This is a genomic window from Candidatus Saccharimonadales bacterium (genome assembly GCA_035317825.1).
In the GTDB taxonomy this organism is placed as follows: domain Bacteria; phylum Patescibacteriota; class Saccharimonadia; order Saccharimonadales; family Saccharimonadaceae; genus DATHGB01.
The window spans coordinates 1-25,717 of record DATHGB010000022.1 but is presented as its reverse complement, the minus strand read 5'-3'; the positions used below and the strand labels follow the sequence as shown (position 1 = coordinate 25,717).

Annotated in this window: 27 protein-coding genes and 1 tRNA gene; 5 read left to right on the top strand and 23 right to left on the bottom strand. The window is 46.7% G+C overall.

Annotation, left to right across the window (positions count from 1 at the left end; genetic code table 11):
- The 5 genes from VK497_04630 to VK497_04610 form a co-directional block, all read right to left on the bottom strand.
- Positions 1 to 403: hypothetical protein (locus VK497_04630; GenBank protein ID HMI09648.1), on the bottom strand; the 403-nt coding region annotated here is incomplete at its 3' end.
- A 163-nt stretch (positions 404 to 566) separates the two neighbouring features.
- Positions 567 to 641 (bottom strand) — tRNA-Gln (locus tag VK497_04625).
- Positions 642 to 711: 70 nt separating this feature from the next.
- A complete protein-coding gene (locus tag VK497_04620; GenBank protein HMI09647.1) occupies positions 712 to 1,911 on the bottom strand; it encodes a hypothetical protein in 1,200 nt (399 codons plus the stop codon).
- Between the two features lie 126 nt (positions 1,912 to 2,037).
- A complete protein-coding gene (locus VK497_04615; protein HMI09646.1) occupies positions 2,038 to 2,742 on the bottom strand; it encodes a YfbU family protein in 705 nt (234 codons plus the stop codon).
- 29 nt (positions 2,743 to 2,771) lie between these two features.
- Complete coding sequence (locus VK497_04610) at positions 2,772 to 3,440, bottom strand: SOS response-associated peptidase (protein HMI09645.1); 669 nt, start codon at positions 3,438 to 3,440, stop codon at positions 2,772 to 2,774.
- A 439-nt stretch (positions 3,441 to 3,879) separates the two neighbouring features.
- On the opposite strand from VK497_04610, the gene VK497_04605 reads away from it, so the two are divergent.
- On the top strand, positions 3,880 to 4,278 hold the full coding sequence (locus VK497_04605; protein ID HMI09644.1) for a hypothetical protein: 399 nt from the start codon (positions 3,880 to 3,882) through the stop codon (positions 4,276 to 4,278).
- A gap of 48 nt (positions 4,279 to 4,326) precedes the next feature.
- On the opposite strand, the gene VK497_04600 is transcribed toward VK497_04605, so the two are convergent.
- The gene (locus tag VK497_04600; protein HMI09643.1) at positions 4,327 to 4,629 is read right to left on the bottom strand and encodes a hypothetical protein; all 303 of its coding nucleotides are present in this window, start codon (positions 4,627 to 4,629) and stop codon (positions 4,327 to 4,329) included.
- Positions 4,630 to 4,742: 113 nt separating this feature from the next.
- On the opposite strand from VK497_04600, the gene VK497_04595 reads away from it, so the two are divergent.
- Positions 4,743 to 5,150 (top strand): hypothetical protein, encoded by a 408-nt coding sequence (locus VK497_04595; protein HMI09642.1) that lies wholly within the window; start codon positions 4,743 to 4,745, stop codon positions 5,148 to 5,150.
- A gap of 58 nt (positions 5,151 to 5,208) precedes the next feature.
- Here the strand turns inward: VK497_04595 and VK497_04590 are convergent, their stop codons facing one another.
- The 7 genes from VK497_04590 to VK497_04560 form a co-directional block, all read right to left on the bottom strand.
- Positions 5,209 to 7,728: a cation-transporting P-type ATPase gene (locus tag VK497_04590; protein HMI09641.1), complete on the bottom strand. Its 2,520-nt coding sequence runs from the start codon at positions 7,726 to 7,728 to the stop codon at positions 5,209 to 5,211.
- 72 nt (positions 7,729 to 7,800) lie between these two features.
- Positions 7,801 to 8,268 carry a GreA/GreB family elongation factor gene (locus tag VK497_04585; GenBank protein ID HMI09640.1) on the bottom strand — a complete coding sequence of 156 codons (468 nt, stop codon included), beginning with the start codon at positions 8,266 to 8,268 and terminating at the stop codon, positions 7,801 to 7,803.
- A 135-nt stretch (positions 8,269 to 8,403) separates the two neighbouring features.
- Positions 8,404 to 9,084, bottom strand: coding sequence for an ABC transporter ATP-binding protein (locus VK497_04580; GenBank protein ID HMI09639.1), 681 nt, complete (start codon positions 9,082 to 9,084; stop codon positions 8,404 to 8,406).
- 10 nt (positions 9,085 to 9,094) lie between these two features.
- The gene (locus VK497_04575) at positions 9,095 to 10,393 is read right to left on the bottom strand and encodes an FtsX-like permease family protein (protein HMI09638.1); all 1,299 of its coding nucleotides are present in this window, start codon (positions 10,391 to 10,393) and stop codon (positions 9,095 to 9,097) included.
- A 111-nt stretch (positions 10,394 to 10,504) separates the two neighbouring features.
- Positions 10,505 to 11,512 (bottom strand): ATP-binding protein, encoded by a 1,008-nt coding sequence (locus VK497_04570; protein ID HMI09637.1) that lies wholly within the window; start codon positions 11,510 to 11,512, stop codon positions 10,505 to 10,507.
- An 8-nt stretch (positions 11,513 to 11,520) separates the two neighbouring features.
- On the bottom strand, positions 11,521 to 12,201 hold the full coding sequence (locus VK497_04565; protein HMI09636.1) for a response regulator transcription factor: 681 nt from the start codon (positions 12,199 to 12,201) through the stop codon (positions 11,521 to 11,523).
- Positions 12,202 to 12,236: 35 nt separating this feature from the next.
- Positions 12,237 to 12,557, bottom strand: a complete 321-nt coding sequence (locus tag VK497_04560; protein HMI09635.1) for a helix-turn-helix domain-containing protein — start codon at positions 12,555 to 12,557, stop codon at positions 12,237 to 12,239.
- A 90-nt stretch (positions 12,558 to 12,647) separates the two neighbouring features.
- On the opposite strand from VK497_04560, the gene VK497_04555 reads away from it, so the two are divergent.
- Positions 12,648 to 12,800 carry a hypothetical protein gene (locus tag VK497_04555; GenBank protein HMI09634.1) on the top strand — a complete coding sequence of 51 codons (153 nt, stop codon included), beginning with the start codon at positions 12,648 to 12,650 and terminating at the stop codon, positions 12,798 to 12,800.
- A 36-nt stretch (positions 12,801 to 12,836) separates the two neighbouring features.
- Here VK497_04555 and VK497_04550 read toward each other — a convergent pair whose 3' ends face one another.
- Genes VK497_04550 through VK497_04540 form a run of 3 tightly spaced genes read right to left on the bottom strand, consistent with a single transcriptional unit; the run spans position 12,837 to position 15,498 of the window.
- Positions 12,837 to 14,069: an ABC transporter permease gene (locus tag VK497_04550; GenBank protein ID HMI09633.1), complete on the bottom strand. Its 1,233-nt coding sequence runs from the start codon at positions 14,067 to 14,069 to the stop codon at positions 12,837 to 12,839.
- Entirely contained in the window at positions 14,062 to 14,985 is a 924-nt protein-coding gene (locus VK497_04545) for an ATP-binding cassette domain-containing protein (protein HMI09632.1), read from the bottom strand. The genes VK497_04550 and VK497_04545 overlap by 8 nt, the downstream gene beginning before the upstream one ends.
- Positions 14,986 to 15,003: 18 nt before the next feature.
- The gene (locus VK497_04540) at positions 15,004 to 15,498 is read right to left on the bottom strand and encodes a YajQ family cyclic di-GMP-binding protein (protein ID HMI09631.1); all 495 of its coding nucleotides are present in this window, start codon (positions 15,496 to 15,498) and stop codon (positions 15,004 to 15,006) included.
- 20 nt (positions 15,499 to 15,518) lie between these two features.
- On the opposite strand from VK497_04540, the gene VK497_04535 reads away from it, so the two are divergent.
- Positions 15,519 to 16,682 carry a glycoside hydrolase family 3 N-terminal domain-containing protein gene (locus tag VK497_04535; protein ID HMI09630.1) on the top strand — a complete coding sequence of 388 codons (1,164 nt, stop codon included), beginning with the start codon at positions 15,519 to 15,521 and terminating at the stop codon, positions 16,680 to 16,682.
- 22 nt (positions 16,683 to 16,704) lie between these two features.
- Entirely contained in the window at positions 16,705 to 17,841 is a 1,137-nt protein-coding gene (locus VK497_04530; protein HMI09629.1) for an AI-2E family transporter, read from the top strand.
- A gap of 26 nt (positions 17,842 to 17,867) precedes the next feature.
- On the opposite strand, the gene cysS is transcribed toward VK497_04530, so the two are convergent.
- From cysS to dnaX, 7 genes are all read right to left on the bottom strand, one after another.
- Positions 17,868 to 19,340, bottom strand: coding sequence for a cysteine--tRNA ligase (gene cysS / locus VK497_04525; GenBank protein HMI09628.1), 1,473 nt, complete (start codon positions 19,338 to 19,340; stop codon positions 17,868 to 17,870).
- Positions 19,341 to 19,413: 73 nt separating this feature from the next.
- The gene (locus VK497_04520) at positions 19,414 to 20,406 is read right to left on the bottom strand and encodes a DHH family phosphoesterase (GenBank protein ID HMI09627.1); all 993 of its coding nucleotides are present in this window, start codon (positions 20,404 to 20,406) and stop codon (positions 19,414 to 19,416) included.
- Positions 20,399 to 21,022, bottom strand: a complete 624-nt coding sequence (gene recR, locus VK497_04515; GenBank protein HMI09626.1) for a recombination mediator RecR — start codon at positions 21,020 to 21,022, stop codon at positions 20,399 to 20,401. The genes VK497_04520 and recR overlap by 8 nt, the downstream gene beginning before the upstream one ends.
- A gap of 9 nt (positions 21,023 to 21,031) precedes the next feature.
- Positions 21,032 to 21,325: a YbaB/EbfC family nucleoid-associated protein gene (locus tag VK497_04510; GenBank protein HMI09625.1), complete on the bottom strand. Its 294-nt coding sequence runs from the start codon at positions 21,323 to 21,325 to the stop codon at positions 21,032 to 21,034.
- Between the two features lie 43 nt (positions 21,326 to 21,368).
- A complete protein-coding gene (locus VK497_04505) occupies positions 21,369 to 22,817 on the bottom strand; it encodes a glycosyltransferase family 39 protein (GenBank protein ID HMI09624.1) in 1,449 nt (482 codons plus the stop codon).
- A gap of 24 nt (positions 22,818 to 22,841) precedes the next feature.
- Entirely contained in the window at positions 22,842 to 24,191 is a 1,350-nt protein-coding gene (gene dnaB / locus VK497_04500; protein ID HMI09623.1) for a replicative DNA helicase, read from the bottom strand.
- Between the two features lie 9 nt (positions 24,192 to 24,200).
- Positions 24,201 to 25,634, bottom strand: coding sequence for a DNA polymerase III subunit gamma/tau (gene dnaX / locus VK497_04495; protein HMI09622.1), 1,434 nt, complete (start codon positions 25,632 to 25,634; stop codon positions 24,201 to 24,203).
- Between the last annotated feature and the right edge of the window lie 83 nt (positions 25,635 to 25,717).

Genomic DNA, 25,717 nt, shown 5'->3' with positions numbered 1-25,717 from the left:
CACTATAATTTTCACCGCGAGAAGACTTTGCTGTAATGCGCTCAGACACGCCAGTCTCCAGATCAGTGTGAGCCTTGTGCGTAACTAAGGTTTGCTCTACTAGAACAGCTTCATTGCCGTAACCTCTGCTTATGACAACGGCGCCATCTCCAGAAGTGTCATATGTCTTAGCGACCTTCATATCTTCCCCTGTGGCGTCAGATAGAACAAGCGCGTGGAGTACCAATCCAGCCCATTCACGAGCACTCATACCCGTGTTAGATACATATTTGCTATTTTCAATCCAATTGGCATCTCTTAATACTGGTAGTACGAAGGCACCGAATGCGACGATTGGCTCGATTGCATGAGCCTGAATAATCACTTTTTGACCATTAGGCCGCCATTCGTATGGATTTGTCATACTACAAGCATACTATTTCATGTCAATCCTTTAAAGAAGGAGTGCAATTCTGAATGTTCATCTAATTATTATGTCGTATGGCTCAAAAGAGGTGATGAAGGATTCGAATTTTTTACAGCAAAAAAAGACTACAGTTCAATCTGTAGTCTCTTCAATAAGCTCATGGCTGGGATGGAGGGATTCGAACCCCCGAATGCTAGTACCAAAAACTAGTGCCTTACCACTTGGCGACATCCCAATACACTAGAAGAGTATAGCATATTGGACAATGTTTCTGCCAGACCCTAAAGAGCCTAAGTGAACGAACTCTACTCGTTAGATCGTAGGGCTTTTATCTGTTTTGCTAACAAAAGAATAGTACTACCAGCATGGTCCGTATCCAAGTTCTCAAGATGGTTACTGAAAACTCTTTGCCAACGCTCTTTATCAAACTCTAGATAGAGTATCTCTTCATCAGCGAAAGTGGTGGGATCGGCTTCATGTACGGCTTTAAGCGTATTAAGTTCCTCTTGGAGGAGTCCTACCCGACCTAGGCGATGCGCATACGACATAGGACGTGGCACTTCTTTAATTATTTCAGCAATCGAACCAGTGGTATCATAGCCGACGGCATGCAGCGTTTCGAGGTCGTCCAGGGTAGAATCGACATATTGGCTCTCAGATTCCACGCGATATTTTATAGCATCAATTGCCGGCTGATACCCTGCTCTAGCCAAATCTCTTTGGATATATTCAGCAGCGTATTTATTTTTTGGATCATCTAAATAATCTAGGATATATTGCAAAGACGCTTCTCTACCGTTTTTGAATAAGGAAACATGAACCCGAACTTTGCTCGAGGCTTCTAACAGTTCATCGACTAGTTTTAAGGCATCGTCGACGTCGCCGTTCTCAGTAGCGGCTTGCGCCATTTCTGAAAGTGCAGCCTCGCTACGGTGATAGTGACGATCGCCTGTTTCGTCAGTATATTTCTTTGCGTCTTTCGCAGCCTCTATCGCAAGATCTAGCGACTGGGCGTCGCCCGTTTTGTAGAGTTTAGCAAACAGAGCCGTTCTGTCAGTGACATAGACATTTTTAGTGATTCCACGGGCAAGGTCTGTCGTTTCTTTGTCGCCTGCCTCTACTAACGCAACGAGTCGTTCGGCACTGTGCAGGCCACCTAATTCAATGACGCCTAACTCTTCTAAGAAAGTGACATCTTCGCCCCCAAGCCCAGCCATGCGACGCGCCTTAGGAAGAGCATTTTGGTCACCATCTTTGTATAGGTCTTTCCAGACGCCAAAAGCGTCTCCGGGTCGCAAGTCGGTTTGAGCTATGGTTTTATCCGCATACGCATGAGCGGATTCGCTGCCCTCTATAATGTTTAATGCACGTGCGGCATATCCGATTGCGTACCGTGTTTTATAGTCGCCGTTACTTTCAAGACTTGTCGTAAGATCATCAATTGATTGTTCGACAAGCTGTGTCAGGTCTATAGAATTCGTTTCATGGGATGTTGATTTGCTCATTACTTTTATTATACACTAAAATTGTATAAATTGCAATAGGGCGGATCACCTTAAACACTAAAGAGGGAAATTCTTGGTTGAATGTAAGATTGGTGTGATTGGGCGTGGGCTGTCTAGCTTATGAATTTAATTACGGCCGAAGAGCATGTATGTGATATCGGCGGATGTATAGTCGGGTACATTTCTGTAGCTTAGTCTCCGCTCTTCAACTTCTCTGAAACGTTTGGCGATTTGTTCATAGTCAGGCTGATGTTCATCAAGAGCCATATCCTTATTGTGGATTCGAAGATCTCTATGCATGCCACGTTTTCTTAAATATCGTGCATATTCAATTAACCAGGGTTGGTTTTCGGGATCAAAACCTGGAAAAACCGTTTGCTCCCGAAGCTCATTATCCCGTAATCGGTCAGCAACAAATTGCATGGTAGCGTAAGCCTCCATTACTTCAAGCACGAATCGTGCATCGGCATCAGATAGCTCACTATGGCTTACGTTGAACAACGTACTATATTCAAATTTATAACCCTCCATCAAGGCTTCGTAGTCTGGTAATTTATCCCATAACTCATCGTCTATAACGGCTTTGTGGCCTTGCAACGATCGTAATAGGCGATTATTCTCTAGAGAAAGAATTAGTTGAGCACGTTGCCAATAGGACAAATCTTTTTCACCACGTATCTTTTCGCGTAGAGACTCCACGATTAATGAGCTGATTGTCGTGTAGCTTCCTTGATGTATGTGCTTTCTAACCTCTGATTCAAGTTCGTCGGGTAATGTAACTGTGATTTGTCCCATAGCGTTCCTTTCGCGTAGCTTTAATAATACTTTCACTATAAGTTAATATAACTTATTTGTAAAGTTTAATTTAGAGTTGGAGTAATCAAGCGAGGGTTGTCTATTTTAGTGCCATTGATATCTTCACCAACGGATTGAATAGTAAGTTTGCCATCTAGGTACGGGCGCATTAGGTCATAAAGCATATTTAGGTCGTCCGAAGGTTCTAGCCATCGTGCCTCATCCTCAGGCTGCAGAATAATCGGCATACGATCGTGAATAGCGCTCATCTCATTATTCGCTTCGATTGTAATAATCGAGTACGTTCCCCATTCCTTCCCTGTTGGGTCTGTCCATGAACTGTAAATGCCTGCAAAAGCAAATAATTCTTGATCATTCGGGTGGACATAATATGGTTTTTTGCCATCTTGGGATTGCTGCCACTCGTAAAAACCATTAGCTGGCACGAGGCAGCGGCTATGACGAATCGCCTCGCTATAGCTGGCCTTACTGAAAATACCTTCCGACTTGGCATTAAACGTTTTGTAGCGAAAGACCGAGTTTGTGTCTTTGGCGTCTTTTGGAATAAAGCCCCATTTCATTAATTCAAGCGTTGTTTTGCCGTCGCGACTAACAATAACGGGCGCAACTTGCGTTGGGCTGATGTTGTAGCTCCGGTTTATTTCTGGCATTCTGTCCAGATGAAAACGCTCGCGTAGGTTGTTTATTTTAAATAAGGTATATCGTGAACTCATCTGTTTAGTATAGCTTACTATTGACAAAATAGATAATCTGTGATAGTATTAAAAGTAACAAGCGTATTTCTTATATAATCTGTTGGACAAATCCGACACATTACAACCAGAAACCAACCTTTTACTTATCTACTGCTTCTATGCGGGAATAAGCGTTCGTCCGACCTGCATACGGCACATACAGCCAAGGCACACGAATCGTAACAGATGAAAGTAACGGTAACTTAAAACAGAAACACAATTGTTCCCAGACACTATACAGGCTGGGCTGACGCAAATGCTTTGTCATGATGAAGCATCGTACTTTATGTATAGAAAAAGCACACTAAAAAACATCCGCCTATTACTGGGCGGATGTTTTTGTTTGGGCGGGCTGTCGGATTGCATTTATTACGTATATATTGTATAATTTGTTTAAGTCTTCAGAAAGGAAGATCGAATGCCTGAGTATCAGTACCAACGCGATAGCTGTGATCGGATTTACATTGCTCGCGGTGTGGCGTACGAAGTTCACTATGACGGGCAGATGCCCGATCTGGTCATCATCCGAACACCCACCACGGCATGGGAGGAGATTCACGACTGGCAGATCGCTCCACGACGCTTCCGTACGGTCAGGGTCTATGGCCACGGAAGAACGATGGGCAAGAAGGTTCCCGAGGCTGTTGCCGGCGAGTTTCGCAGTGGCGAGTTCATTCCGGATTCGAATACCGACGCTCGCCTCGTAATACCCTTCGCGGGAATCTACGACAGCGGTGATGCAATCGGCTTACGGAGCGGTCAGCGCATGGTGATCACTCTTCCCCGCGAGTCGAGGGTCAAGATCCATTCCTTCTGAGACGAAGCCCCGAACTGTCGATCATGGCAGTGAGGGGCTTTCTCATTTTTACTGATTTTTTTGGTATTGCTCAATAAGTAAATCATCAAGATCCCACTTGCCAAAGCCTACGCCTATATCGTAATCACCGTGTTTTAGCACGACTTTTTCAGCTTCCTGTTCTTGTTGCCATCCTTTTTGCTCGAGAGCTTCAAAGATGCCGTCTGATACCGCAAGATCTACATCGCCGTCCCATTCATGCATCCCTAGGGCAACCAGTACGCCACCGCCCACCACAACGTATTTGTCATTAGGGAGATTTAAGTCTTCGATTACCTGAAAGATGTCGTGACTGTCATTTGCGTTATTCATGAATTTATTATACCTAATAGCAGCGAAATCACATAATATTACAGAGGTAATATATTGCTTTAATATAAAATTTATGCTATAATAATCATACGTCTATGGAAAGGACGAGACCAATGGCAATGTATGCCTTTACGCTTCCTGAGCGCAAGATGCACCTACCCAGAATCATCCGGCTACCGGCAACGATACGGTTCGTTCTGCTGGCTTCGAAGAGTGACGACGACTGCATTATCCTCGAAACACCTTCGCAGCAGTGGCAGAACACCTACATGGGTGGGCTGGAGCGTCGCGGCTGGCAGGGTCGCGTCATCGCACTGTACGCGGTGGGTGCTGCGACGAAGTCGTCCTTGGGGCAACTCAAGGACGGACAGATTAAGAACGGCCGGCATTTCCAGCAGGAGGGGAGCGTGTTCCGCCAATACCCCGGGTTGGTCAACAGCCACCAGAACTTCCCTGGCAACGACCGTCTGGTTATCCATGCGCCGCTGTGGTCGGGTCTCAGGGTGGTCACTTCTTTCTGAGACGAAGCCCCGCACTGTCGATTCTGACGGTGCGGGGCTCTCTCATTTTAAGCGCTAGTTACTTTCGGTGATAAAATCGTCGGCCGATGAATTTATGAATTTCAACCAGTAGGATCGGTACGGTAAACGCAATAAACCCAGTGATGGCTAGGTCGCCAATCGAAACTGGCGTGATATGAAGTAGCGGCCCAAGCGGACCGAATAAAGCTAGCATCTGTAGAATAACAGCGATAGTTAAACCTGCGTAGAACTTACCGTTAAATACCCTTAGGCGAACGAACAACGATTCGTTATCGCTACGAGCGTTAAAGGCACTTGCCCACTGCATGACAACAAGGGCGCTAAATGCAATCGTACGGCCGTATTCGTGGCCGTAGGCGTTGCTGAAGATGATATATATCGTTAGTGTCATTGTTGCCATCGTAAGCGCTACAAGCACCATACGCGAGATGATGAACTTGCCCAGGATTGGCGCACCAGGTTTATTCGGCTTTTTAGTCATGTTACTTTTTTCGCCGGGCTCTAGACCTAGGGGGATTACCATGGCTGTGTCTGTCACTAGATTAATCCAAAGAATTTGCACGGGCACGAGTGGAATTGGGATATTAATGATAAGTGCGCCGATCATGGTCAGGACTTCACCTGCATTCGTTGAAAGCAGGTAAAAGAGCATGCGGCGGATATTCGCGAATATCGTGCGGCCTTCCCGCATGGCGTACACGATACTTTTGAAGTTGTCGTCCATTAAGATAATATCCCCGGCGTCCTTTGCTATGTGTGCCCCGCTACCCATGGCAACGCCCACGTGAGCATTCACAAGTGCGGGAACATCGTTTACGCCGTCCCCCGTCATAGCGGTAATATCCGTCTTTTTTAGGAGGGCTAGGATGCGATATTTATGTTCGGGGATAACACGTGAGAAAACGCGAATCTCACCAATGACTTCTTCTAGCTCCTCGTCACTCATAACGCTCATGCGACGGCTGTCAAACACTTGGTCACGGGTTTCGACCATGCCTAGGCTGCGGCCAATATGATAGGCGGTTTCGAAATGGTCGCCGGTGATCATACGGACAGTAACGCCGGCTTTGACGGCTGTCTGGATGGCTTTTTTGGCTTCGGGACGTAGAATATCCGCAACAGCCACAAACCCATCGAAGATGAGCTTATTGGAACGCGATAACTCATTGAAACTTTCAATTTTGCGGGACATGGAATTATGGGCGATTGCGATAACTCGATTGCCGTCGCTTGTCAGCTGGTGAAGCATTTTTTCGGCTTCTTCCCTTTCGTTCTCGGTCAGATCACTACGCGCGAGTACGTGTTCTGGTGCGCCTTTGACGATAAGTTCGTAACTACTGCCGTGATGCCATAAATTGCCGCTCATGGCGACGGATTGGTCGAACGGGAATGTTATGACCGGTGTATGGTGTGATTTAGCAACGTGTTTTGCCAAGACATATTCATCGAGCGCAGTATCAAGCGGATCATGCATTTTCGAGCCGTTCTGATTGACCGCCTTGGCGATTAACTCATTCAGTATGTGGTTCGAGTGGGAGGGCTGCCAGGTAGACACGACGCTCAGCTTGTTTTTAGTGAGCGTGCCGGTTTTATCGGTGGCAATGGTTGTGATCGCGCCGATCGTTTCGATAGCGCGCATCGTACGAACCAATGCCTTCTTGGAAGCCATACGGCGCATGCCAAGGACTAACACGACGGAAATTGCGACAGGAAGGCTCTCGGGTACCGCGCTCACGGAGAGAGCGATAATAAAGCGGAGACTCTCGCTGAGTTCCATACCGCGAAGCATCGAGAGCCCAAACGCAATAATCGCCATAGCGGCAACGACAGCAATAACCTGTGACAGCAGTTTGTCGATTTTCTTCTGAACGGGACTTGCCCCGCCGGCATCACTCGTAAGCGCGGCAAGTTGTCCGAATTCCGTTTCATTACCTGTCGTGACGATAATAGCCTTTGCTTCACCTGCGACGATAAATGAGCCTTGAAACAGCATATTACTCTGTTCATAGACTTCCTTGCCATCAGACAACTCGTCAATTTGCTTATCGATCGGCTGTGATTCACCTGTTAGCTGCGATTCGTCAACGCGGAGTGAACTAGCCGTGAAAATTCGGGCATCTGCAGGTATTTTTTCACCTTCGCCTAAGGATATGATGTCACCAGGGACTAATAAATTGGCATCAAGTTCAATAGTCTTATTATCACGGAGCACTTGAACGGTTTGCACCGTGTGTTTTTGAAGCGACCTTAGAATCCGCTCGGTTGAGAAACGCTGTACGTAGTAGATTCCCGCGCTTGCCGCCATGATAACGATAATAATCGTCGCGTCAATGGTGTCATTGTGAAACAGGCTGATACCCGCGGCAATAAAAAGCACCAACATAAAAACGTTGGCAAACGGTTCGATGAGTTTACGCCATAGCGGTTCGCCTTTGACGCGGATAGTATTAGGCCCATGAATTCGTAGCCGCTCCTCGGCTTCGGTATTGGATAGGCCACTTTCTGACACATCAAGGTCCTGAAGTGTTTGACGCACCGTTTTTGTGTAATAGAGCATTAGCGTTATTATATCAAAAATCGCGCGCTATAGGTGGGAATAGCGCGCGATTTTAAATTGTTGTGATGGGGGTTAGCCAATACCGACCAGTTGGAATCTGGTAGTACGCAGGCCATTCGTCCATTCAATCATGTCTTGGATCTGCTTACCGAGAAGGTGCTGTCCAAGGGGACTTTTGATGGATATGCGTCCGTCGCTTGGGTTAGCCTCGACCGTATCAACGATAGTGTAGCGTACTAAACGTCCACTTGTGTCGATAAGGTCGACGACTGATCCGATAGCGACCTTGAGCGCATCGCGTTTTCGAGGAAACAGTTTGGCGCGGTCCATAACCATTTGCTTGTCAGCTAGTTCGCTTTCGATAGTATCAATGTGCGCAAGTTTTTCGATTCGTGCAAGACGCTGGTCGTGCCCATCCGTCTTGTCTAGATCACGAAGCTCATTCATAGCGTTTTGCCGGTCGCGTTCCAGCCGGCTAATATCTTTTTTCAATTCCTTCATACCCTTTTTACTAAGATAAATGGTTTTGGTGGTGTTCATGTAACCTCCTTTTTTGTCGTTTTGATGAGCAAGGGTTTTGAAACTGGTGGCTATCTTTCCCTCACTATGAACACAGTATGCACGACAAAACTGAGTGAAATCTTAGAATTAGGGCGTGTTGCTAAAAGCACGACGCTATTTCTTATTTGCCGACATCTTTCCATCTTTTAACGCAAAGGTCCTATCTGTTTTTCCTGCAATATCCATGTCGTGGGTCACGGCAAGAATCGTTGTATTTTCACTACGCGACAAGCTATGTAGCAGGTCAAATATCTTTTTTCCGGTTTCGCTATCTAAGTTTCCTGTCGGCTCATCAGCCAGGATAACCGCGGGACGGTTGGCAAGAGCCCGGGCGATAGCCACGCGTTGCTGCTGGCCTCCGCTTAACCTAGCGGGTTTACGAAGCTGCTCTTCATCTGAAATGCCGACATCGTTTAAAAGCTGAGCGGCTCGTTCCCGGCGTTTGCTCGCAGGTTTTACCCCGCCAAACTCTAGCGCTAACGTTACGTTTTCTAACGCGCTGAGGTTTGGTATGAGATTGTACTGTTGAAATACGAAGCCGATTTTATGTGCGCGGTAGTCTGTTTGTTTGCCGCTGGACAATTTGGCGATGTCGACGTCATCAACGAGGATTTCACCTTCTGACGGCGTGTCGAGCGCTCCTAACAGGCTGAGTAGTGTCGACTTGCCACTTCCGCTTTTGCCGATGATCGAGGCGAATTCGCCAGTCTGCACTTGAAAGCTAATATCTTTTAGCGCATCGACTGGCCCGTGCGTCGCATTGAATGTTTTCGTGAGGTTTTTAACTGTTAACATAAGGACTCCTTTATTCCGTCCTCAGCACTTCGGCTGGCCGGACACGTGCAATGGCCCAGGCTGGTATGGCACTTCCGATAATAGCGATCAGTAGGATGATTCCAATACTTCCGGCTATCGTTTGTGGTGTCAGCGTACTGGTGACGTTCTGAATGTTGTTATTAAGCTGGTTGCCGATTCCTGGGATTGGTCCGCCGCCACCCATCATCCGGACTGGCCCACCGCCAGTTTGTTTGTCTTGCTGGCCGTTATCGTTACTTGAAGCAACGAGAGATTGTGTCATTGGGCCGCTGACTAATACGCCAAGCACAAGTCCGATCAGTCCGCCGATGACCGTAAGCGTCAACGCTTCAACGGTAAACTGCATAATGACTTTGCTATTTGTTCCACCGATTGCTTTAATGACACCGATTTCACGGCGGCGTTCACGAACGACCATAATCATCGAAAGGAGGATGATTACCGCGCTCGCGATGGCTGCACCGATTACACCCGATAGTGCAAGTCCGGCAATGCTTTCAAGTGGCTTAACGCTTTCCGCTGCTTGTTCTTGCTGACTGGTAATGTCCGCTTTGTCGCCGAGTGCCGTTTTGAGTGCTGCTACGACATTCGCGACGTTATCGCTACTGTCGGCTGTTGCGGTCACGCTGTTTACCGCACCAGGTTGGGCGGTAAGCGTCTGTAGCGTGGTAAGAGGTATGATTATTCCATTACTTTGGAATACGTTGCCGTTATCGAAAATACCTTTGACGGTAAGGGTCTGGCCGTAGGCGGTAAACGTGCTGCCGACACTAAGGCTGTTTTTCTCGGCGAGGGCTTTACCTACGAGTGCTTCCATATTGCTGCTTGCTCCGTCAATCATCGTGCCGCTTGTTAGCTTGCTTGCGTCCACGATGGCTTCCGGGTCAGTTGTACCTGTGGCGTTTGTTCGTGGCGTCAGCGTACGCATAGGCCCGTTCGTCGTATCCTTTGGTGGTTCTGCGTCGGTACTTGGAGCAGAGCCTGAACTCTCAAAGCGCATCTGTCGTTTACCGAGTGCTCCTAGCTCAAACGATGGTGTCAGATTGGTATCCGTCGTCCCCATCTGGTCGGTTAGCGTCGAGCTGACTTTGCTGACATGGGCAGTGTCGGTTATTTTTTTGACTTGTTCAGCCGTTAACGGATCTCCTCCACCCAGTCCACCCTGAACTCCAGCAGGATTGATGGTGATTTGTGTTGCCGTGGTGGCCTTCACTTCGTTAATTTTTGCATTAACGCTTGACCTTGCGACTAACATTGCAAGAATTAGTCCAATGCTAATAGCTAACATTAAAATGATAGCCCCTGATCTTATGGGGCTTCTAAGGGCATTTCGTATACCCCTTGTTATGACATTCATGCGGTCTCCTTATTTAGATTGTCACCATGAATATAAGGTACCTTACTGATTTTCTGCTTGGGGTTGCCTGAGATTTGGCAGAAGAACTCGGAAGGTCGTTACCTTTCCCTCAGCACTACTGACTGTGAGTTCTCCGCTATGGAGCTCGACAATTTTTTTAGCAAGTGCCAGTCCTAGGCCATATCCCTTTTTATCTCCGTTCGTACGTGAAGAATCTGCCCGGTAAAACCTATCGAAAATGTGAGGTAGCACCTCAGCGCTAATGCCCTGTCCCTCGTTAGAGATTTCAAACCCGGACATTTGTTTTTGTTTCATCAAGGATACTTTCACCTGTGAGTCAGACGGACTATACTTTAGCGCGTTATCGAGTAGGATCGTCAGTAATTCTTCAATGCTCGATTGGTTAGCGAGGACATTATGCGCTTTGGCATCGGCAAAACCAATCCGTTCACCGGTTTTATCAAACTTTTCGATAACGGATTTTACGGTGGGACTTAATTTCACCTTCTCTTTTGGTATGTTCTTGTGATCAAGTTGTGAAAGTTGAAGAAGCGTCTGGGAGAGTTTCGTTAATTTATTAACTTCTTCAAGGTTACTTGCTAGTTGTTCACGCATCTCACCTTTCGTAAGGGCAGGATCACGCAGAGCAACTTCGATCTCCGTTTTCATGCTCGCAAGTGGCGTGCGTAGTTCATGACTGGCATCACTCGTAAAACGTGACTGGGCTTCGTGGGCTTCTTCGATTGGCGTAAGCGTTCGCCTGGCAAGATAATAACTCCCAACACCGCCAGCAATCCAGATACATAAATTCGTTATAATAAGCGAAATAATCAGATTATTACGCGCTTCGTTAACCTGGATGTCGCGTAGGCTGTCGAACCGGTTGGCTGGAATGTTAAGCATGATGCGGGGATCCTGTTTAAAATAACCCAGGCGGGTCACGATTTCGCTTGATGCAGTCGAATAAATAACGATGCTAAATAAAAGGCTAATTGCAACAAGGATCGCCAAATACCAGGCGGTTAGTTTTACCGTAGCCGATTGAAACATCGCTAGGTTTATGACGTCCCTGCCTGTAGTTTATAGCCGAAGCCGCGGACGGTATGGATCAGCTGTTTTTTGAAAGGCTGATCAACTTTCGTACGGAGATATTTAATATATACCTCGACCGTATTTGGCAGAATATCCGCATCGTAGTCCCATACGTGCGAGATGATGAGTTCTTTTGGAAGTGGACGGTCTTGGTTGCGCAAAAGATACTCGAGCAGCGCGAACTCCTTGCCCGTCAGCTGGATTGAGGTGTCGCCCCGCTTTACTTCGTAGGTAATTGTATTCAGCGTTAGATCACCAGCCGTTAATACGGTTGATTGTTGTTGTGTTGGACGCCGAAGCAGTGCCCGGACTCTTGCTAGTAGTTCTTCGAGGGCAAATGGTTTTACAAGATAGTCATCGGCACCGCTGTCTAGCCCCTGTGTCCGGTCGGCTACCGCACCCAGTGCCGTTAAAAGCAGTACGGGCGTGTGGATTTTTTCTTTTCGCATGGCTTCGACAATGGCAATACCGTTGTACTCGCCCGGAAGCATGCGGTCAATAATGGCAACATCGTAAGGTTCGGTGGTGGCCATTGCATAGCCTTCGTCGCCGTCATAAGCGACGTCTACGGCATATTTTTCTTGCTCTAGAGCTTTCTTGAGTGCTCTTGCAATTTTGTGTTCATCTTCAATTAACAATACTCTCATATATATTAGGCTACCAGCTGTTTCTGAGATACATCTTAGACGTGACTTGTGGCGTATTTGTCACTCCACTGTTCCATATCTTGCAAGATTGGTAGTAGATCCCTACCCTTGTCGGTCAAACGATATTCGCAGCGGGTTGATTCAGAAGGTAATTTTTCGATAATGTCATGCTCTTCTAGCGTAATGAGCCGTGCAGACAACGTACGAGGGTTGATTCCGCCGACTAGGTCTTGGAGCTGACAAAAGCGTACCACTTCTTCGTTGATAAAGAAGCGTAGCAACTGAGGTGTCCATTTGTCACCTAAGATTTCTGTTGCGGCTTTGACGCAGCCGACTGTCTGGCTCGCGGTATTCATACTAATACTATACATTGTGTAGTGTGAATGGTCAAATACTCCAGCCATAACCGGCTTGCCGTGACGAGTATAGTACGTTAGACTGGAATTATGGTTAAGAAAACAACTCCCAAAGTATCTAAAACAGCAAAAAAACCTGTTGCTAAACAAGTAGATATCGAGCCAAACAAAATGAGCTTGGCAATTGCATCCCTTGCGGCTGTAACCTTGGTTCTTCTCGCTATTATCGCAATGTATATTTAATAGATTGCTTGGAATAGATTTTAAACCACATCCAATTTAGGACGTGGTTTTTTCTTTGCGCTTAAAGATTGTCGATAAGGATAGTCGTTTTGAATATTCGAGTGTTCCATAGCGGAAAATCCGGATAGCCATGCTAATCGCAATGATGCCGGAAATGAACACGATCACTAGCCCGATTATCGCTTCGTGGAGAGGCAGCGTGTTAAACGCATTGCGGATTAACAGCGCGAACGGTGCAGTTAGCGGAAAATACGATAAACCCGTTACGACACCTGATGGACTCGACGACATCAGTAGCGGGAAGAACCAAAACGGAACGACCATAACGGTGATAATGAATCCGAAGAAACTATTAGCTTCTTTAGCGGTTGGCATTGCCGCTCCAATCGCAACGAGAAGTCCGGTAAATAGCAAGAAGCCAGACACCAGTAGGCCTGCGCCAAGGAGTGTGGGCCATAGTTCGAACTCTATAGTACTAATAAAGCTGCTAAGATCGGGGATGTTTAACGCGTCCCTACCTACCGTGTACGCGAGAAGACCTGGTAGCAAGATAACGAGGATTTGAACGAAACCAAGAATAATAAGCGCGACGATCTTTCCGACAATCAACGAACGCGACGAAACGCTCGTAAGCAGCATTTCGGTAACCCGGTTTTCCTTTTCTTCGGTAGTGCTTGTGAGCATCTGGCTGCCAAGGAGAACGATAACAGCGTAAAAAATGACAAGGAATAGAGCAGGTGCGACCATCCGGCTAATCGGATTGATCACTTCGCCGTTTTCAAAATTAGTCTGTGTTGACTTCACTTGTCCGGTAATAATATCGACAAGCTGCTCTGAGCCGACTTTTGCCGTTGCGCTCATCTTGATTAAACTCTCAGAAACGGATGTATACTTTGAATTATTCATAATCCCGTCGTTTTTGTTGTAGACCTCGATGGGGTCTTTCGTGACCTCTTTTGGATAGTAGAAGAACGCGTCGACTTTTCCGTCCTGTACCTGTTTAATGCCTTCCGCTTTCGAACCCACCCGGGATGCTTTTAGCTGACCTAAAAACGCGTCGCTGACTAGATTGGATTGGTCATCAACGACCAATGAAAATGGCTGCTTATTAAATTCTTCCTGCTGCTTATCACTCGTTTGATTAGAGAAAATGATAACGGCAAAAATAATTCCCATAAGCGCGGGAATCGCGAGCACGCTTAGCCAGAAGGAAGGTTTTTTGAATGTCCGAACAAGCTCGAAACGAAGAACGGTATTAAAATTATGCATGATCAGGCTTCTTGGCCCCGTAAACGCTTACGAATATTTCATCAAGCGACGGTTTCCGAACATCAAACGTCGAAATATCCAGGTTAGACGCACTCATAAGTTCGCGCAGAATACGATCATGCCCAACATCTTCTTTCGGTGTTAGTTCGGCGTATGACGTTTCACTTTTAGTAATCGTGTATAGGCTTGGTTTTTCAGGAACAGCACCTTTAAAACGAAGCATGATCCTTTGGCCGCCAAAGTTATCTTTGATCTCGTCAATTGTTCCATACGCTTCGGCTTTGCCATCTTTTAGCAGTAGCGCGCGCGAGCAAAGACGCTCTACCTCTTCCATTTGGTGGGTTACCATCATAACCCCAGCACCCTTTTTGTTTTGCTCGTCAATAATATCCATCAAAAGACGGCGATTGACCGGGTCAAAGCCTTTGGTAGGTTCATCAAGAATAAGAAGTTCGGGGCTACTCATGATAGTCACGCCTAGCTGCACCTTTTGCTGTTGTCCTCCGGAAAGCTTATCGAGCTTCGCCTTGGCATGATCAGCGAGATCTACACGTTCAAGATAATCAAGCGACCATTTACGCGCATCGCTCCTGGAGATACCCTTCAACTGCCCGAAATACGTCATAACGTCAATAACGGGCTCTTTTTTATATAGCCCGCGTTCTTCTGGAAGATAGCCGAGCGTTTTGCTGTGCTTTGGGCTAAAAACCTGCCCGTTAATTAAAAGTGATCCACCTGTTGGTTCGTATAGGCCAAGGAGTGCACGGATAGTCGTGGTTTTACCCGATCCGTTACTTCCTAAAAATCCGAATATCTCGCCGGGTGCAACGGTAAAGGAAAGGTCTTTGATGACCGTTTTTTTACCAAAATCCATTCGGAAATGATCAATTGCAACAAGAGGAGTGTTTGAACTCATATATAGAATTCTAACATGCTAGCGGTAATTGATGAAGTCGAGCGGAAAATCATAGTCCGCGCTTCTAAGAAGGATTATTACTTTTTGAAGTTCGTCTTTGCTGGCGCTGGTCACCCGGACCATGTCGCCTTGAATTTGTGTTTTTGCTTTGGGCGCTTCTTCCCGCAGTGTTTTCGTGATTGATTTAGCGTTATCCTGTGACAACCCTTGTTTGAATGGAATTTCCCAGGTTGTTTTCAGGTTACTTTCAACAGGTGTTTTGGACGTATCGAGTACCTTAGAGGACTGTTCGCGTGCGGCAAGTTTTTTACGCACGATATCAAGTACGGCATCACATTGCCACTGTCCCGCCCCAATGATCTTGAAGCCCTTTTTGTCGTCCATCCATTCGATGGCGGCAGGCGTACCTTTAAAATCATAGCGGGTACCGATCTCGCGTTCGGTTCCGGCAAATACGTTATTCATTTCGGCTTTGTCAAAATCGGATACTATATCAAAAGAAAAACTTGGCATACTTCTATTATACTAAACATATGAAGAAATATCTTGTCATCGCTATTATTGCAGCGATTGTGGCCGGCATGTTTTTTGTCGGGTGGTATGTCCTAAATAAGAATCATCAACCAGCTCCCCCTATTTCAAAACCGAATACGATAAAACCATATGTCGACCAGGTATTCGATAAAATGTCCTTCCGTGACAAAGTCGCAAGCTTGTTTGTCTTTCATGTACCGGGAACTGACGCGACTGCAATGCGTCAGTTCGTTGATACCTATCGTCCAGGAGGAATGATTTTGATGGGCGATAATATTCCAGCCGCGGACGCGGATCTTCGCACGATTACGTCAACGCTTCGGGGTGAGAACGGAAGATTGCCTAGATTTGTCGCGATCGATCAAGAAGGAGGTTCGGTAAGCCGGCTAAAAGCCGATACGTACCCTAATGCGGAAACGCTAAAAAACCAATACCCGGCCGAAACGTACAACGCGTTCGTAAAACGATCCGCTCTCGTGCAGTCGGCGGGCATAAATCTTAATTTTGGGATTATTGCCGACGTCACAAGCGATCCTCACTCTTTTATTTATGATCGCGTACTGGGAACGACGCCACGAACGGCAAGCGACAATGTACGGGCGGCAGTCGGCGGCACGCATAGTTCGACGCTTTCAACTTTAAAACACTTTCCTGGTCACGGTGAGACTTCTGCGGATTCACATACGACAATTCCAACCACGGACATTAGTGAGGCGGCGTGGAAACAAAAAGACGCGTTACCTTTTGAGGCTGGAGTTCAAAGTGGCGCTGATTTGGTGATGTTTGGTCATTTGCGTTACAGCGCTGTTGATTCCTCGCCTGCCAGTCTTTCGGAAAAATGGCACGACATACTGGAGAGTGAGCTTGGGTTTAGCGGAGTGACAATTACTGACGATATGTGCATGTTGCAGGCATCAGACGAAGCGGCTTTCCATGATCCGGTTGCAAATGCGGTGAGTGCGGTTCAGGCTGGAAATACGTTACTTTTATACGTACTAAACAATAGTGGATCAGTCGGATCGAATATAGATCCCAACCTACTTATTGACGGTGTTTTGACCGCTGTGGATTCGGGTAAAATAAGTCGTTCTGCTATCGAGGTAAACGCTAAACAGGCGCTTAAACTCCGTGCGCGTACATCGTCGTTCGTGCAAACGCAATAAGTAGTGCTATAATAACGTCAAGATGAAAGTACGAATTGAGATCGATACCAAAACTTTTGTGCGTTTTTGGCTGGTTGTCATTGGGTTCGCGTTTGTTATTCTTGCAATTTACAGCGCAAGGACGGCCCTTATTATTCTTGGAACGGCACTCTTTCTTGCGTTAGCCTTAAACAAGCCTGTTAGCTATTTGGCAAGTCACCTACCTGGAAAAAGTCGTGTTACGGGTACGGCAACGGCATATATATTGGTAGTTGCAATACTGGGCGTGTTTGCTTTTCTTGTTATTCCCCCTATCGTTGAACAGACGATAAAGTTTACCGCTACGGTGCCAGGCATCGTTGACGATGTTGCCCAACAGTCAAAGGGACTAGGCGAATTTATTGATAAGTATCATATACAGCCTCAAGTAGATCAAGCCGTCGAAGCTATCAAAAACAATACGGCCAACTGGGCATCAAGCGCAGGCCAGAACATTGTTTCTGGACTTGGGTCAGTGTTCGCGACGTTCACCGCGATCCTCCTCGTATTAGTCCTGTCTTTCTTGATGCTTGTCGAAGGCCCTGCGTGGCAAAAACGAATTTGGGGAATCTATAATAACGAAGAACGCATGGAATCGCACCGGGCGCTAGTAAATAAAATGTATAATGTCGTTACGGGGTATGTTACCGGACAATTAACCGTATCTTTAATTGGATCAACACTGGCAGGACTTGTCGTGTTTATTATGAGCTTCTTCTTCAATGTACCGTCAAACCTTGCACTTCCAACGGTAGCAATTGCATTTATCTTATCGCTCATCCCAATGTTTGGGGCCACGATCAGTGGTATCCTGATTGCTTTATTATTAGCATTCAACGAACCTATTGCTGGTCTTGTGTTCGCGGTTTACTTCGTGATTTACCAGCAAATTGAAAATAACTTTATCTCCCCTACGATTCAGTCTCGCAAAGTAGAACTGTCTGCGCTTGCCGTGCTTGCGTCTGTCACGATTGGCCTGTACGTATTTGGTATTGCGGGTGGTATTATCTCGATCCCTGTCGCCGGTTGTTTAAAAGTTCTTCTGGAAGATTATCTGGCAAAGGCGAAAAAGAACCGGATCAAAAGCGAACAGCCACTTGCGAAGTTAGTCAAAAAACTTCAAGGCGAAGACGCTGCTTAGATAAAAAGAACCGCAGTAGCGGTTCTTTAATTTTTATATTCCCAAATACTTCCGTGCTTAGTGTCGCGTACAACTATGTTATTTTCGGAGAGCTTGTCACGCAGGCGATCTGACTCTGCCCAATCCTTATTGTCGCGTGCCCGTTCACGCTCAATAATAAGCTGCTTCATTTCGTCATTGATGTCAGGGGTGGTTGTCTCAAGCTGCAAGCCAAGTAGATCGTCAACCGTATGAATTAGCTCATCTAGGCCGTGCTGGTGGATGTCATCAAGGGACTTACCGTCAAGTTTAGAGAACGCTTCGTCGATAATGCGCATTGCCTCTGGCGTGTTTAGGTCGTTATTCATCGCTTCGTGAATTGCGCCAGAAGCCGCAAGTAGCGAGATGCTCTTGTCGTCGGTCGATTTTTCGCTGTCATCGCTTAGCGTATCGTGTGTCTGATGACGAAGCGCGGCTATATTACGCCAGTGAATGAGCCGGTTCTTGGCTGCCTGGAGGTTTTCGAACGTGAAATTACCTTCATTGCTATACTGGCCTTGCAAAATGAACATGCGGTAGTCAATCGGGCTGAATCCGCGCTCCTCGAGGTCTTGCAGCGTATAGCCATTACCTAGGCTTTTACTAATCTTCGTACCGTTTACTTTAAGGTGGTTATTATGTAGCCAGAAATTTGCAAATTTCTGACCGCTTGCCGATTCGCTTTGGGCGATTTCATTCGTATGATGAACGGGAATGTGATCTATTCCGCCTGTGTGGATATCAATAGTAGGTCCTAAGATACTCATAGCCATTGCTGAACATTCAAGATGCCAGCCTGGGAAGCCCTTTTTAGATTCGCCGTTATCTAATAGATCGGCTGGCGTATCCCATTCCATATCGCGCTTTTCATCAGGCGCGGTAAATTTCCATAACGCAAAGTCACTGGCGTTACGTTTTTCAGGATTGAATTCAATTCTAGCTCCCGCTTTTTGCGCGGCTAAATCAAGACCTGCAAAATCCGCATACGTCGGAAACTTGCTTGTATCGAAATAAATTCCGTCCGTAATTTGGTACGTGTAACCTTTTTCTTTTAGAATACGCGCTAAATCAAGTTGTTGCGGTATGAAATCTGTCGCCTTTACGACATGTTCTGGTGTGATCATACCGAGTTTTTCCATGCCATTCATAAAATCCTCGGCGTAAAACTCGGCAACTTCCCAAGCGGTTTTTCCTTCGCGCCTCGCACCCTTTTGCAGCTTATCCTCACCGTTATCAGCATCACCATCATTCTCGCCGGTTAAGTGGCCGACATCCGTAATGTTCATCACGCGTTCAACGGCATAGCCATCAGCGATTAAAGTTCTTACTAATGTATCCCAATAGATGTAAGCGGCCCAGTTACCGACATGCAGAAAGTTATAGACGGTTGGCCCACAGGTATAAAGCGTTACCTTTCTATCTGTAATAGGAGTAAATTCTTCAGTTTTCTTCGTCAGTGTATTATGAAGTCGGAGAGCCATATTGTTTCCTCGGTTATGAATTTAAAGAATGCTCTAATGAGAGGGCGCGGGCTACGCGCCGAGGATACATGAATTATTTCGTTGAAGTTTCATATTCTTTCAATGCCTTATCCGTCGCTGTGACAAGTTCTGAGATAATTGTATCGTAATCTTCGTACGCTCGAAAGCCCGCAGCGTATTTATGGCCGCCACCGCCAAAGAATCCAGCGACTTCTTCGGCAATAGGAACATTCGCGCGGAGTTTACCCGTAATTTTACCGTCAGGGTATGTTTTGATAGCAACACCAATTTCAACTCCTAGCACAAGACGCATTTCATCGAGTACAAGTACGCTCGGGTTGTACTGGTCGCTGTAAGCTTGGATGTCTTCCCAGGGTATGTGTACGATTGCTAATTTTCCATCAAGCAGGTATTCAATTCGTTTAATTAACTCGCCCTTGTAAGCTAGAATTTCGGGTGATTTTTTCATGAACTCGCGTCGGCGTGCTTCAATTTTTGACGGTACGGCGCCGAGTTCCACTAGCTTGCTAGCAATTAATAAAGTTGTCGCGGAAACGTTTTGCGTGGTGAAGCCAAGACTATCCGAAAGGATTGCAACAAGCATATTCTCTGCTGCTTGTTCGCTCATAGTCCATTTATTTTCTTCGGCTAGTGAATGAATTATTTCACTGGTAGCGACAGCTTCTTTTGAAAGCATCGTATGGTTAAAACTAAGATTAGAATCTGTCGTGTGGTGGTCTATGACGAGTACTGGGTGTGATTCGAGGAAATGACGAACGCCCCTCGTTTCGAGTACTTTCGTAATCAGAACGTCCGCGCTGGTGTCAACGATAATAGCCAGATCCGCTTTGGTGTCAAAATCCATGACTATTCTATCCCAGCCGTTGATATAACGGAGGTATTTAGGGATTTCAACAGGACAGTATAGCGATACTTCTTTGCCTAGATCGCCCAGAATCTCTTCAAGTGCGAGGCTACTTCCTAGGCTGTCTCCGTCTGGATTTTCAGCCTGGATAACAACAATCTTTTTTGCTGCGTTTATAAGTTCTGTCGCTTCGTTAAACATCTTGGAATATCCTTCTTCCTTCAAGGGCGTGCGTTAGGGTAATTTGATCGGCATATTCTAGATCGACGCCCACTGGTATGCCTCGTGCTAGCCGGCTGATTTGTATGGTAATTCCAGCTTCACGGATGTGACGCTGCAAAAAGAGCGCTGTTGATTCACCCTCAACGCTGGCATTCGTAGCAATGATTACTTCTTCTACTTCGTCGTCACCCAGACGCTTTAGTAGTTCTGGAATGTGGAGTTTTTCAGGGCCAACGCCGTCGATTGGAGAGATTGCTCCTCCTAGTACGTGGTACGTCCCGTGAAACTGCCCTGTACGTTCTAGGGCGATGATATCAAGCGGCTCTTCAACGACCGCAACAAGCTTTTTACTGCGTCCAGGGCCGTCGTAGAGCGGTGACACGTCTTGGTCTGGGTCGATAAGCGCGAACGTCACCGGGCACGTTTTGACGCCGTTATGAAGTTCGCTAATAGTTTTTGCCAGCTTCTCTACTGAATTACCATTGGCACGCAGCAGAAAATAAGCATAGCGCTCGGCTGTACGAGCGCCTACGCCAGGCAACTTGCCTAGTTCATCAATCGCACTAACAAGTGCTGTTGGAAGAAGCTGTGTCAAAAGATACTCCTATAGTCCAAGGTTGCCGAGGCCACCCATGAGCGGCTTCATTTTTTCTGCAGCAACTTCTTGGGCTTTGGCCATACCGTCACGTACGGCAATTTCAATCCAGTGCTCAAGTTCGGAAATGTCGTCCAGGTCTACTTGCGCAGGGTCAATTTTGACACTTTGGATCTTTAACTCACCGTTAATCTGCACGACGACAGCACCGTCACCGGCTTCTACCTCGATAATTTGTTTCTTTAAATCTTTCTGCGCTTTTCGCAGCTCGTTCAACATCTTCATTTGATCAAATGCCATAATTATATTTCCTTCCGCCTCTTTGGATTACTTTCTTTAGTATACGTTATTTTAGACCAGTTTTATAGACATAGAGCCGGTCGGCGTTTTCACTTGAGGCACTCGTAACGATTCGTTCTGGCGTAAGATCGGTGACGGGTGTCGCGCCTTTTGCGACGATCACCGTTTTAGCTGTTGGCGTAAAAGACGAACTGATCGAAACGTCTTTGTGGTGTTTGACGATGGCCCCATAAAATGCCGTATCTTCGGCCGTAGGGATTAATACCGTATTGCCTCTGTCTTTACTACTGAGCTCTTTATTCACTAACGTTAAATCATGCGAGAAATGTGACGTTGTTTGCGGATCGTACTGATAGCCGTACATGTAACGGTCCACGCCAGAAATCACCATACCTCCAATGAGGACTGCTAAGGGGACAAGTCCGGCAATACGCGCGTAGGGATTTCGAGGAAAAAGACGGTACCAATTGCCAAGAAGAATATCGATTCCCATAGCCATAAGAAGGATCACGGGTACGAACGTAACGGCGACGAAGTTTGGATTAATCAAGAGGACTGGTAGAAGAAGGATGACCCAGGTGCTAATAATATAACTACGCGCAGTGTATTTAGTTGTTGCAAGCCGTAAAGCGCCAAGGAGGATCAGAAGCATTGGTCCTAGACCGTAAATTGGTGTAATCAGCGCGCCGTTTGTCGGGGTAATAAAGTCGAAATACTGTTTCAAGATCTGCACACCGTTACTGAGGAAATGTGGCCAGGTTTTTGGTACTCCAAGTAGCGTCAGGCCAATATTGGGTTCTTTAACGATCGCGTAAATTAAAGGCGCGACGATAATGAGCGCACAGACAAATGCCAAGGCCACTTTCACTCTTGAAAGTCGTCTCACAAGATAGCGCAGATGCGGATGTAGCACTACGGCGCTAAGCAGGGCCAGGATAATATAGATGCTGAGTGGCGTATATAAGCTTATTGCCGCAATAATGAAGAGGACAAGTTTCCAAGTCCCTCCCCGGGAAACGCGCCTGGAAACGAGAAGTGCTGCAAGAAGAAGCCAGACCGTCGTAAAGATGTACATAATACTTGGCGTACCACTTTGAGCAATAAACAATAACTGACCTGTCGTAACGACAAGTACTGTCGTGAGGAGCGCGACGTTTCCTTTAAACCACATACGCAGCAGCAGTAAGATTCCTATGATTGAAACGGTAGCAAGAATAAGCGACGGGAGTTTGATACTTAGGTCGCTAATGCCAAATGCTTCCATGCTTAGCCGCTGCAATACATGGTATGGCAGATCGATTATTGTCAGCGGATCAAACGAATCAATTGAAAGGCCGCTGCTTATAACAGTCGAGTTCATCTCGCCTTCCGTGATCCCTCCAGGAACGTAAAGCCCGGCAATAAGAAGCAAGCCAATGACGGCTAGACTGATAGCGCCGTATCCTAATAGATATCGCTTCGCATAGAGGAAATAGTCGGTAATGTATTTGCCCATAAAGTACTTTGATTATACCACGGATTAACCGTCGTGGCGTTTGTCGAGCGACATAAATCGCAGACGTTCCGGGTGGAAATACAGCTCGACTTTACCAACGGGACCGTTACGGTGTTTTGCGATAATAAGGTCGGTAATATTTTCGCGTTCTGTTTCTGGATTGTAGTACGCTTCACGGTAAATAAACATAACGATGTCGGCGTCTTGCTCGATTGAGCCTGATTCACGCAGGTCGGCTAGCTGAGGGATTTGCGGGCTACGTGATTCGACTGAACGCGAGAGCTGAGAAAGCGCGATAACCGGCACGTTTAATTCGCGCGCGATTAACTTCAGGCCACGTGAGATTTCACTCACCTCTTGCACGCGGTTACCATCGCTTCGGCCGCTTGCCGACATCAGCTGCAAGTAGTCGACGATAATGAGCCCTAAAGGTGCTTCGTGAGCCGCACGACGAGCCTTGGTGCGCATTTCAAGTACGGACAAACCTGGCGTGTCATCAATGTAGATCGGCGCTTCGGCCATCTCGCCCATTGCTTCGGAAATTTTACTAAAGTCTTCGTCGGAAAGATTACCGGTTCGAATATTCCATGCGTCAACTCCAGACGCGTCGGCCAGCATACGGTCAACCAGCTGCTCCTTGCTCATCTCGAGGCTAAAAAACAGTACTGGTTGCTTGGCAACCGTCGCAACGTTATATGCCAGGTTGGTCACAAGCGTGGTCTTACCCATGGCAGGACGGGCGGCAAGGATAATAAGGTCAGAGCGCTGCAATCCAGCGGTCATATTATCCAGATCGCGATAACCCGTTCGGACACCACGAAGCGCGCCCTTGTTACGGTGCAGTTCTTCCATGCGGTCGAAACTTTCAGTCAAAATACTTTCAATACTAACTAGGTCTTGTTTAAGGGATTGGTCGCTAACTGAAAATAGTTCGGCCTCGGCTTTTTCAAGTAGTTCTTGGACATTCGTGTCTTCGTCGTAGCCAAGTTCCGTGATTTCGGCACTTGCCTTGATAAGCCGCCTACGGACTGCTTTTAGCGCTACCATTTCCGCATAAGCTGCGGCGTGCGCGGCGGTTGGAACGTAGTTCGTCAGTTCTGTTAAATAGGCCGATCCACCAATGGTTTCTAGCTCGTCTTTTTTCTTTAGCTGGTCAGTAAGCGTTAAAAGGTCGACTGGCTTGTGGTGTTCGTACAGACTCATCATGCCGCCAAAGATTGTGGCGTGACGTTTGTCATAGAAATCTTTCGGTGTGACATGTTCAGAGATATCGGCGAGTGTTTCCTCGTCAATTAAAACAGCACCAAGAAGGCTTTTCTCGGCGTCTAGGTTTTGTGGCGGGATTTTGCCAGCCGGAACGTCTTTCACTGCCATAACTTCACTTTACGCAGGCGCATCGCCTACGGTAACCTCTTCTCCTCCACCCATAATAGCAGCAACCGCGGCCGCAGTGCTATCTTTTGGTGGCGGAGGTGTGCCGATTGTTTCAACGATAAGTTCCTCGCCGGCGATTTCCGCGATCGTGTCTATTAGCACGCCGCGGTATTTCGCGTCATCCAATTTCTTTTTATAAAATGCATTGCTCGTATAAAGCGTAAGAGAATTTCCGTCTTGTTCCGGCGTACATTTTGACAAGACACTATACAGCGCGACAAAGTTTTGCCGGGTATGCTCGATAAGCTTAGCCCAATCCAGGGTCGAGGCAGTCGGGTGTTTTTCTATCTTGTTCACTGGTGTTGTCCCATTCGTTGCTACCCGTTTCGGCACAGGTAGAGAGGGTTTTGTTTTGGTGGCTTGCTTTTCCAGTTCGGCAATCGGCGCGCTAACGACTGATGCCGGTGCGACAAGTGCGGCAGTTTTTGGTTTTGGCGCTGCGTGCGATCCAAGAATCGTCAATAGCTTTATATTCGGATTAGATGACCTGGCAACTTCGAGTAGTTGGTCTAGGAGCTGAATAAGATGTGGTTTATCTGCAACGCCCATGCGGATAGTGGCAATTAACTGCGCGGTTAATACGTTGGTTTGCACGCCCCGGTGTTCGCTTTCATCTAAAAGCTTCACGATAGTCGTCAGATCTTTTGCTTCATATGCACCTAAAATTTGATTAACCTGATCCATAGGCGCTAGGCCTAAAAACTGCTCGACAAGCTCTTCGGTGATTCCTGCTTTGTCGTCAGTTAAACTTGTTAACTGGTCGAGTAGACTAATGCTGTCCCGGAAACTCCCATCACCGCGAAGCGCTATAAGTTCAAGGGCTTTGTCGTCGATTTTAATCTTTTCCTGAGTGGCGATGTGTTTTAGATGTTTTACAGCATCATCGGTAGTAATTGACTTAAAGCTAAAGCGCTGGGTACGACTAATAATGGTCTGGGGCAATTTATCAACGTCAGTCGTAGCGAGAATAAATACGGCGTGTTCGGGCGGTTCCTCGAGCGTTTTTAAAAGCGCATTAAACGCGGCTTTTGAGAGCATGTGAACCTCATCGATAATATAGATTTTTTTGCTTGCAGAGACAGGTGCGATCTGCACTTTTTCACGAAGGTCGCGGATGTCTTCTACGCCGTTATTGCTAGCCGCATCGATTTCAATAATATCTAAGTGGTTGGTATCTTCGTCGTATGGTAGTTTATTAATTTCGTGCGCTAAGATCCTAGCGATACTGGTCTTACCAACACCCTTAGGGCCGGTTAAAAGATACGCATGGGAAATACGCCCCTGTGCAAGCGACCTAGCCAAAATGTCCGTGACATGGGATTGTCCGACAACCTCGGCAAGTGACTTACTGCGGTACTTGCGATACAGTGCTTTAGAGCTCATAGATTGTTGATTTCACTTCCCCTCATCTTTTCTATGTATTACTATACGCGAAGTCTATGAATAAGTATGTTGTGATTTTGCCT

Bases quoted from the DNA above. Each gene is read 5' to 3' on its own strand.
- VK497_04620 (HMI09647.1), bottom strand. From the start codon at position 1,911: ATGAGCAAATCAACATCCCATGAAACGAATTCTATAGACCTGACACAG.
- VK497_04610 (HMI09645.1), bottom strand. From the start codon at position 3,440: ATGAGTTCACGATATACCTTATTTAAAATAAACAACCTACGCGAGCGT.
- VK497_04605 (HMI09644.1), top strand. From the start codon at position 3,880: ATGCCTGAGTATCAGTACCAACGCGATAGCTGTGATCGGATTTACATT.
- VK497_04600 (HMI09643.1), bottom strand. From the start codon at position 4,629: ATGAATAACGCAAATGACAGTCACGACATCTTTCAGGTAATCGAAGAC.
- VK497_04595 (HMI09642.1), top strand. From the start codon at position 4,743: ATGGCAATGTATGCCTTTACGCTTCCTGAGCGCAAGATGCACCTACCC.
- VK497_04590 (HMI09641.1), bottom strand. From the start codon at position 7,728: ATGCTCTATTACACAAAAACGGTGCGTCAAACACTTCAGGACCTTGAT.
- VK497_04585 (HMI09640.1), bottom strand. From the start codon at position 8,268: ATGAACACCACCAAAACCATTTATCTTAGTAAAAAGGGTATGAAGGAA.
- VK497_04580 (HMI09639.1), bottom strand. From the start codon at position 9,084: ATGTTAACAGTTAAAAACCTCACGAAAACATTCAATGCGACGCACGGG.
- VK497_04575 (HMI09638.1), bottom strand. From the start codon at position 10,393: ATGTTAGCTATTAGCATTGGACTAATTCTTGCAATGTTAGTCGCAAGG.
- VK497_04570 (HMI09637.1), bottom strand. From the start codon at position 11,512: ATGTTTCAATCGGCTACGGTAAAACTAACCGCCTGGTATTTGGCGATC.
- VK497_04565 (HMI09636.1), bottom strand. From the start codon at position 12,201: ATGAGAGTATTGTTAATTGAAGATGAACACAAAATTGCAAGAGCACTC.
- VK497_04560 (HMI09635.1), bottom strand. From the start codon at position 12,557: ATGAATACCGCGAGCCAGACAGTCGGCTGCGTCAAAGCCGCAACAGAA.
- VK497_04555 (HMI09634.1), top strand. From the start codon at position 12,648: ATGGTTAAGAAAACAACTCCCAAAGTATCTAAAACAGCAAAAAAACCT.
- VK497_04550 (HMI09633.1), bottom strand. From the start codon at position 14,069: ATGCATAATTTTAATACCGTTCTTCGTTTCGAGCTTGTTCGGACATTC.
- VK497_04545 (HMI09632.1), bottom strand. From the start codon at position 14,985: ATGAGTTCAAACACTCCTCTTGTTGCAATTGATCATTTCCGAATGGAT.
- VK497_04540 (HMI09631.1), bottom strand. From the start codon at position 15,498: ATGCCAAGTTTTTCTTTTGATATAGTATCCGATTTTGACAAAGCCGAA.
- VK497_04535 (HMI09630.1), top strand. From the start codon at position 15,519: ATGAAGAAATATCTTGTCATCGCTATTATTGCAGCGATTGTGGCCGGC.
- VK497_04530 (HMI09629.1), top strand. From the start codon at position 16,705: ATGAAAGTACGAATTGAGATCGATACCAAAACTTTTGTGCGTTTTTGG.
- cysS (HMI09628.1), bottom strand. From the start codon at position 19,340: ATGGCTCTCCGACTTCATAATACACTGACGAAGAAAACTGAAGAATTT.
- VK497_04520 (HMI09627.1), bottom strand. From the start codon at position 20,406: ATGTTTAACGAAGCGACAGAACTTATAAACGCAGCAAAAAAGATTGTT.
- VK497_04505 (HMI09624.1), bottom strand. From the start codon at position 22,817: ATGGGCAAATACATTACCGACTATTTCCTCTATGCGAAGCGATATCTA.
- dnaB (HMI09623.1), bottom strand. From the start codon at position 24,191: ATGGCAGTGAAAGACGTTCCGGCTGGCAAAATCCCGCCACAAAACCTA.
- dnaX (HMI09622.1), bottom strand. From the start codon at position 25,634: ATGAGCTCTAAAGCACTGTATCGCAAGTACCGCAGTAAGTCACTTGCC.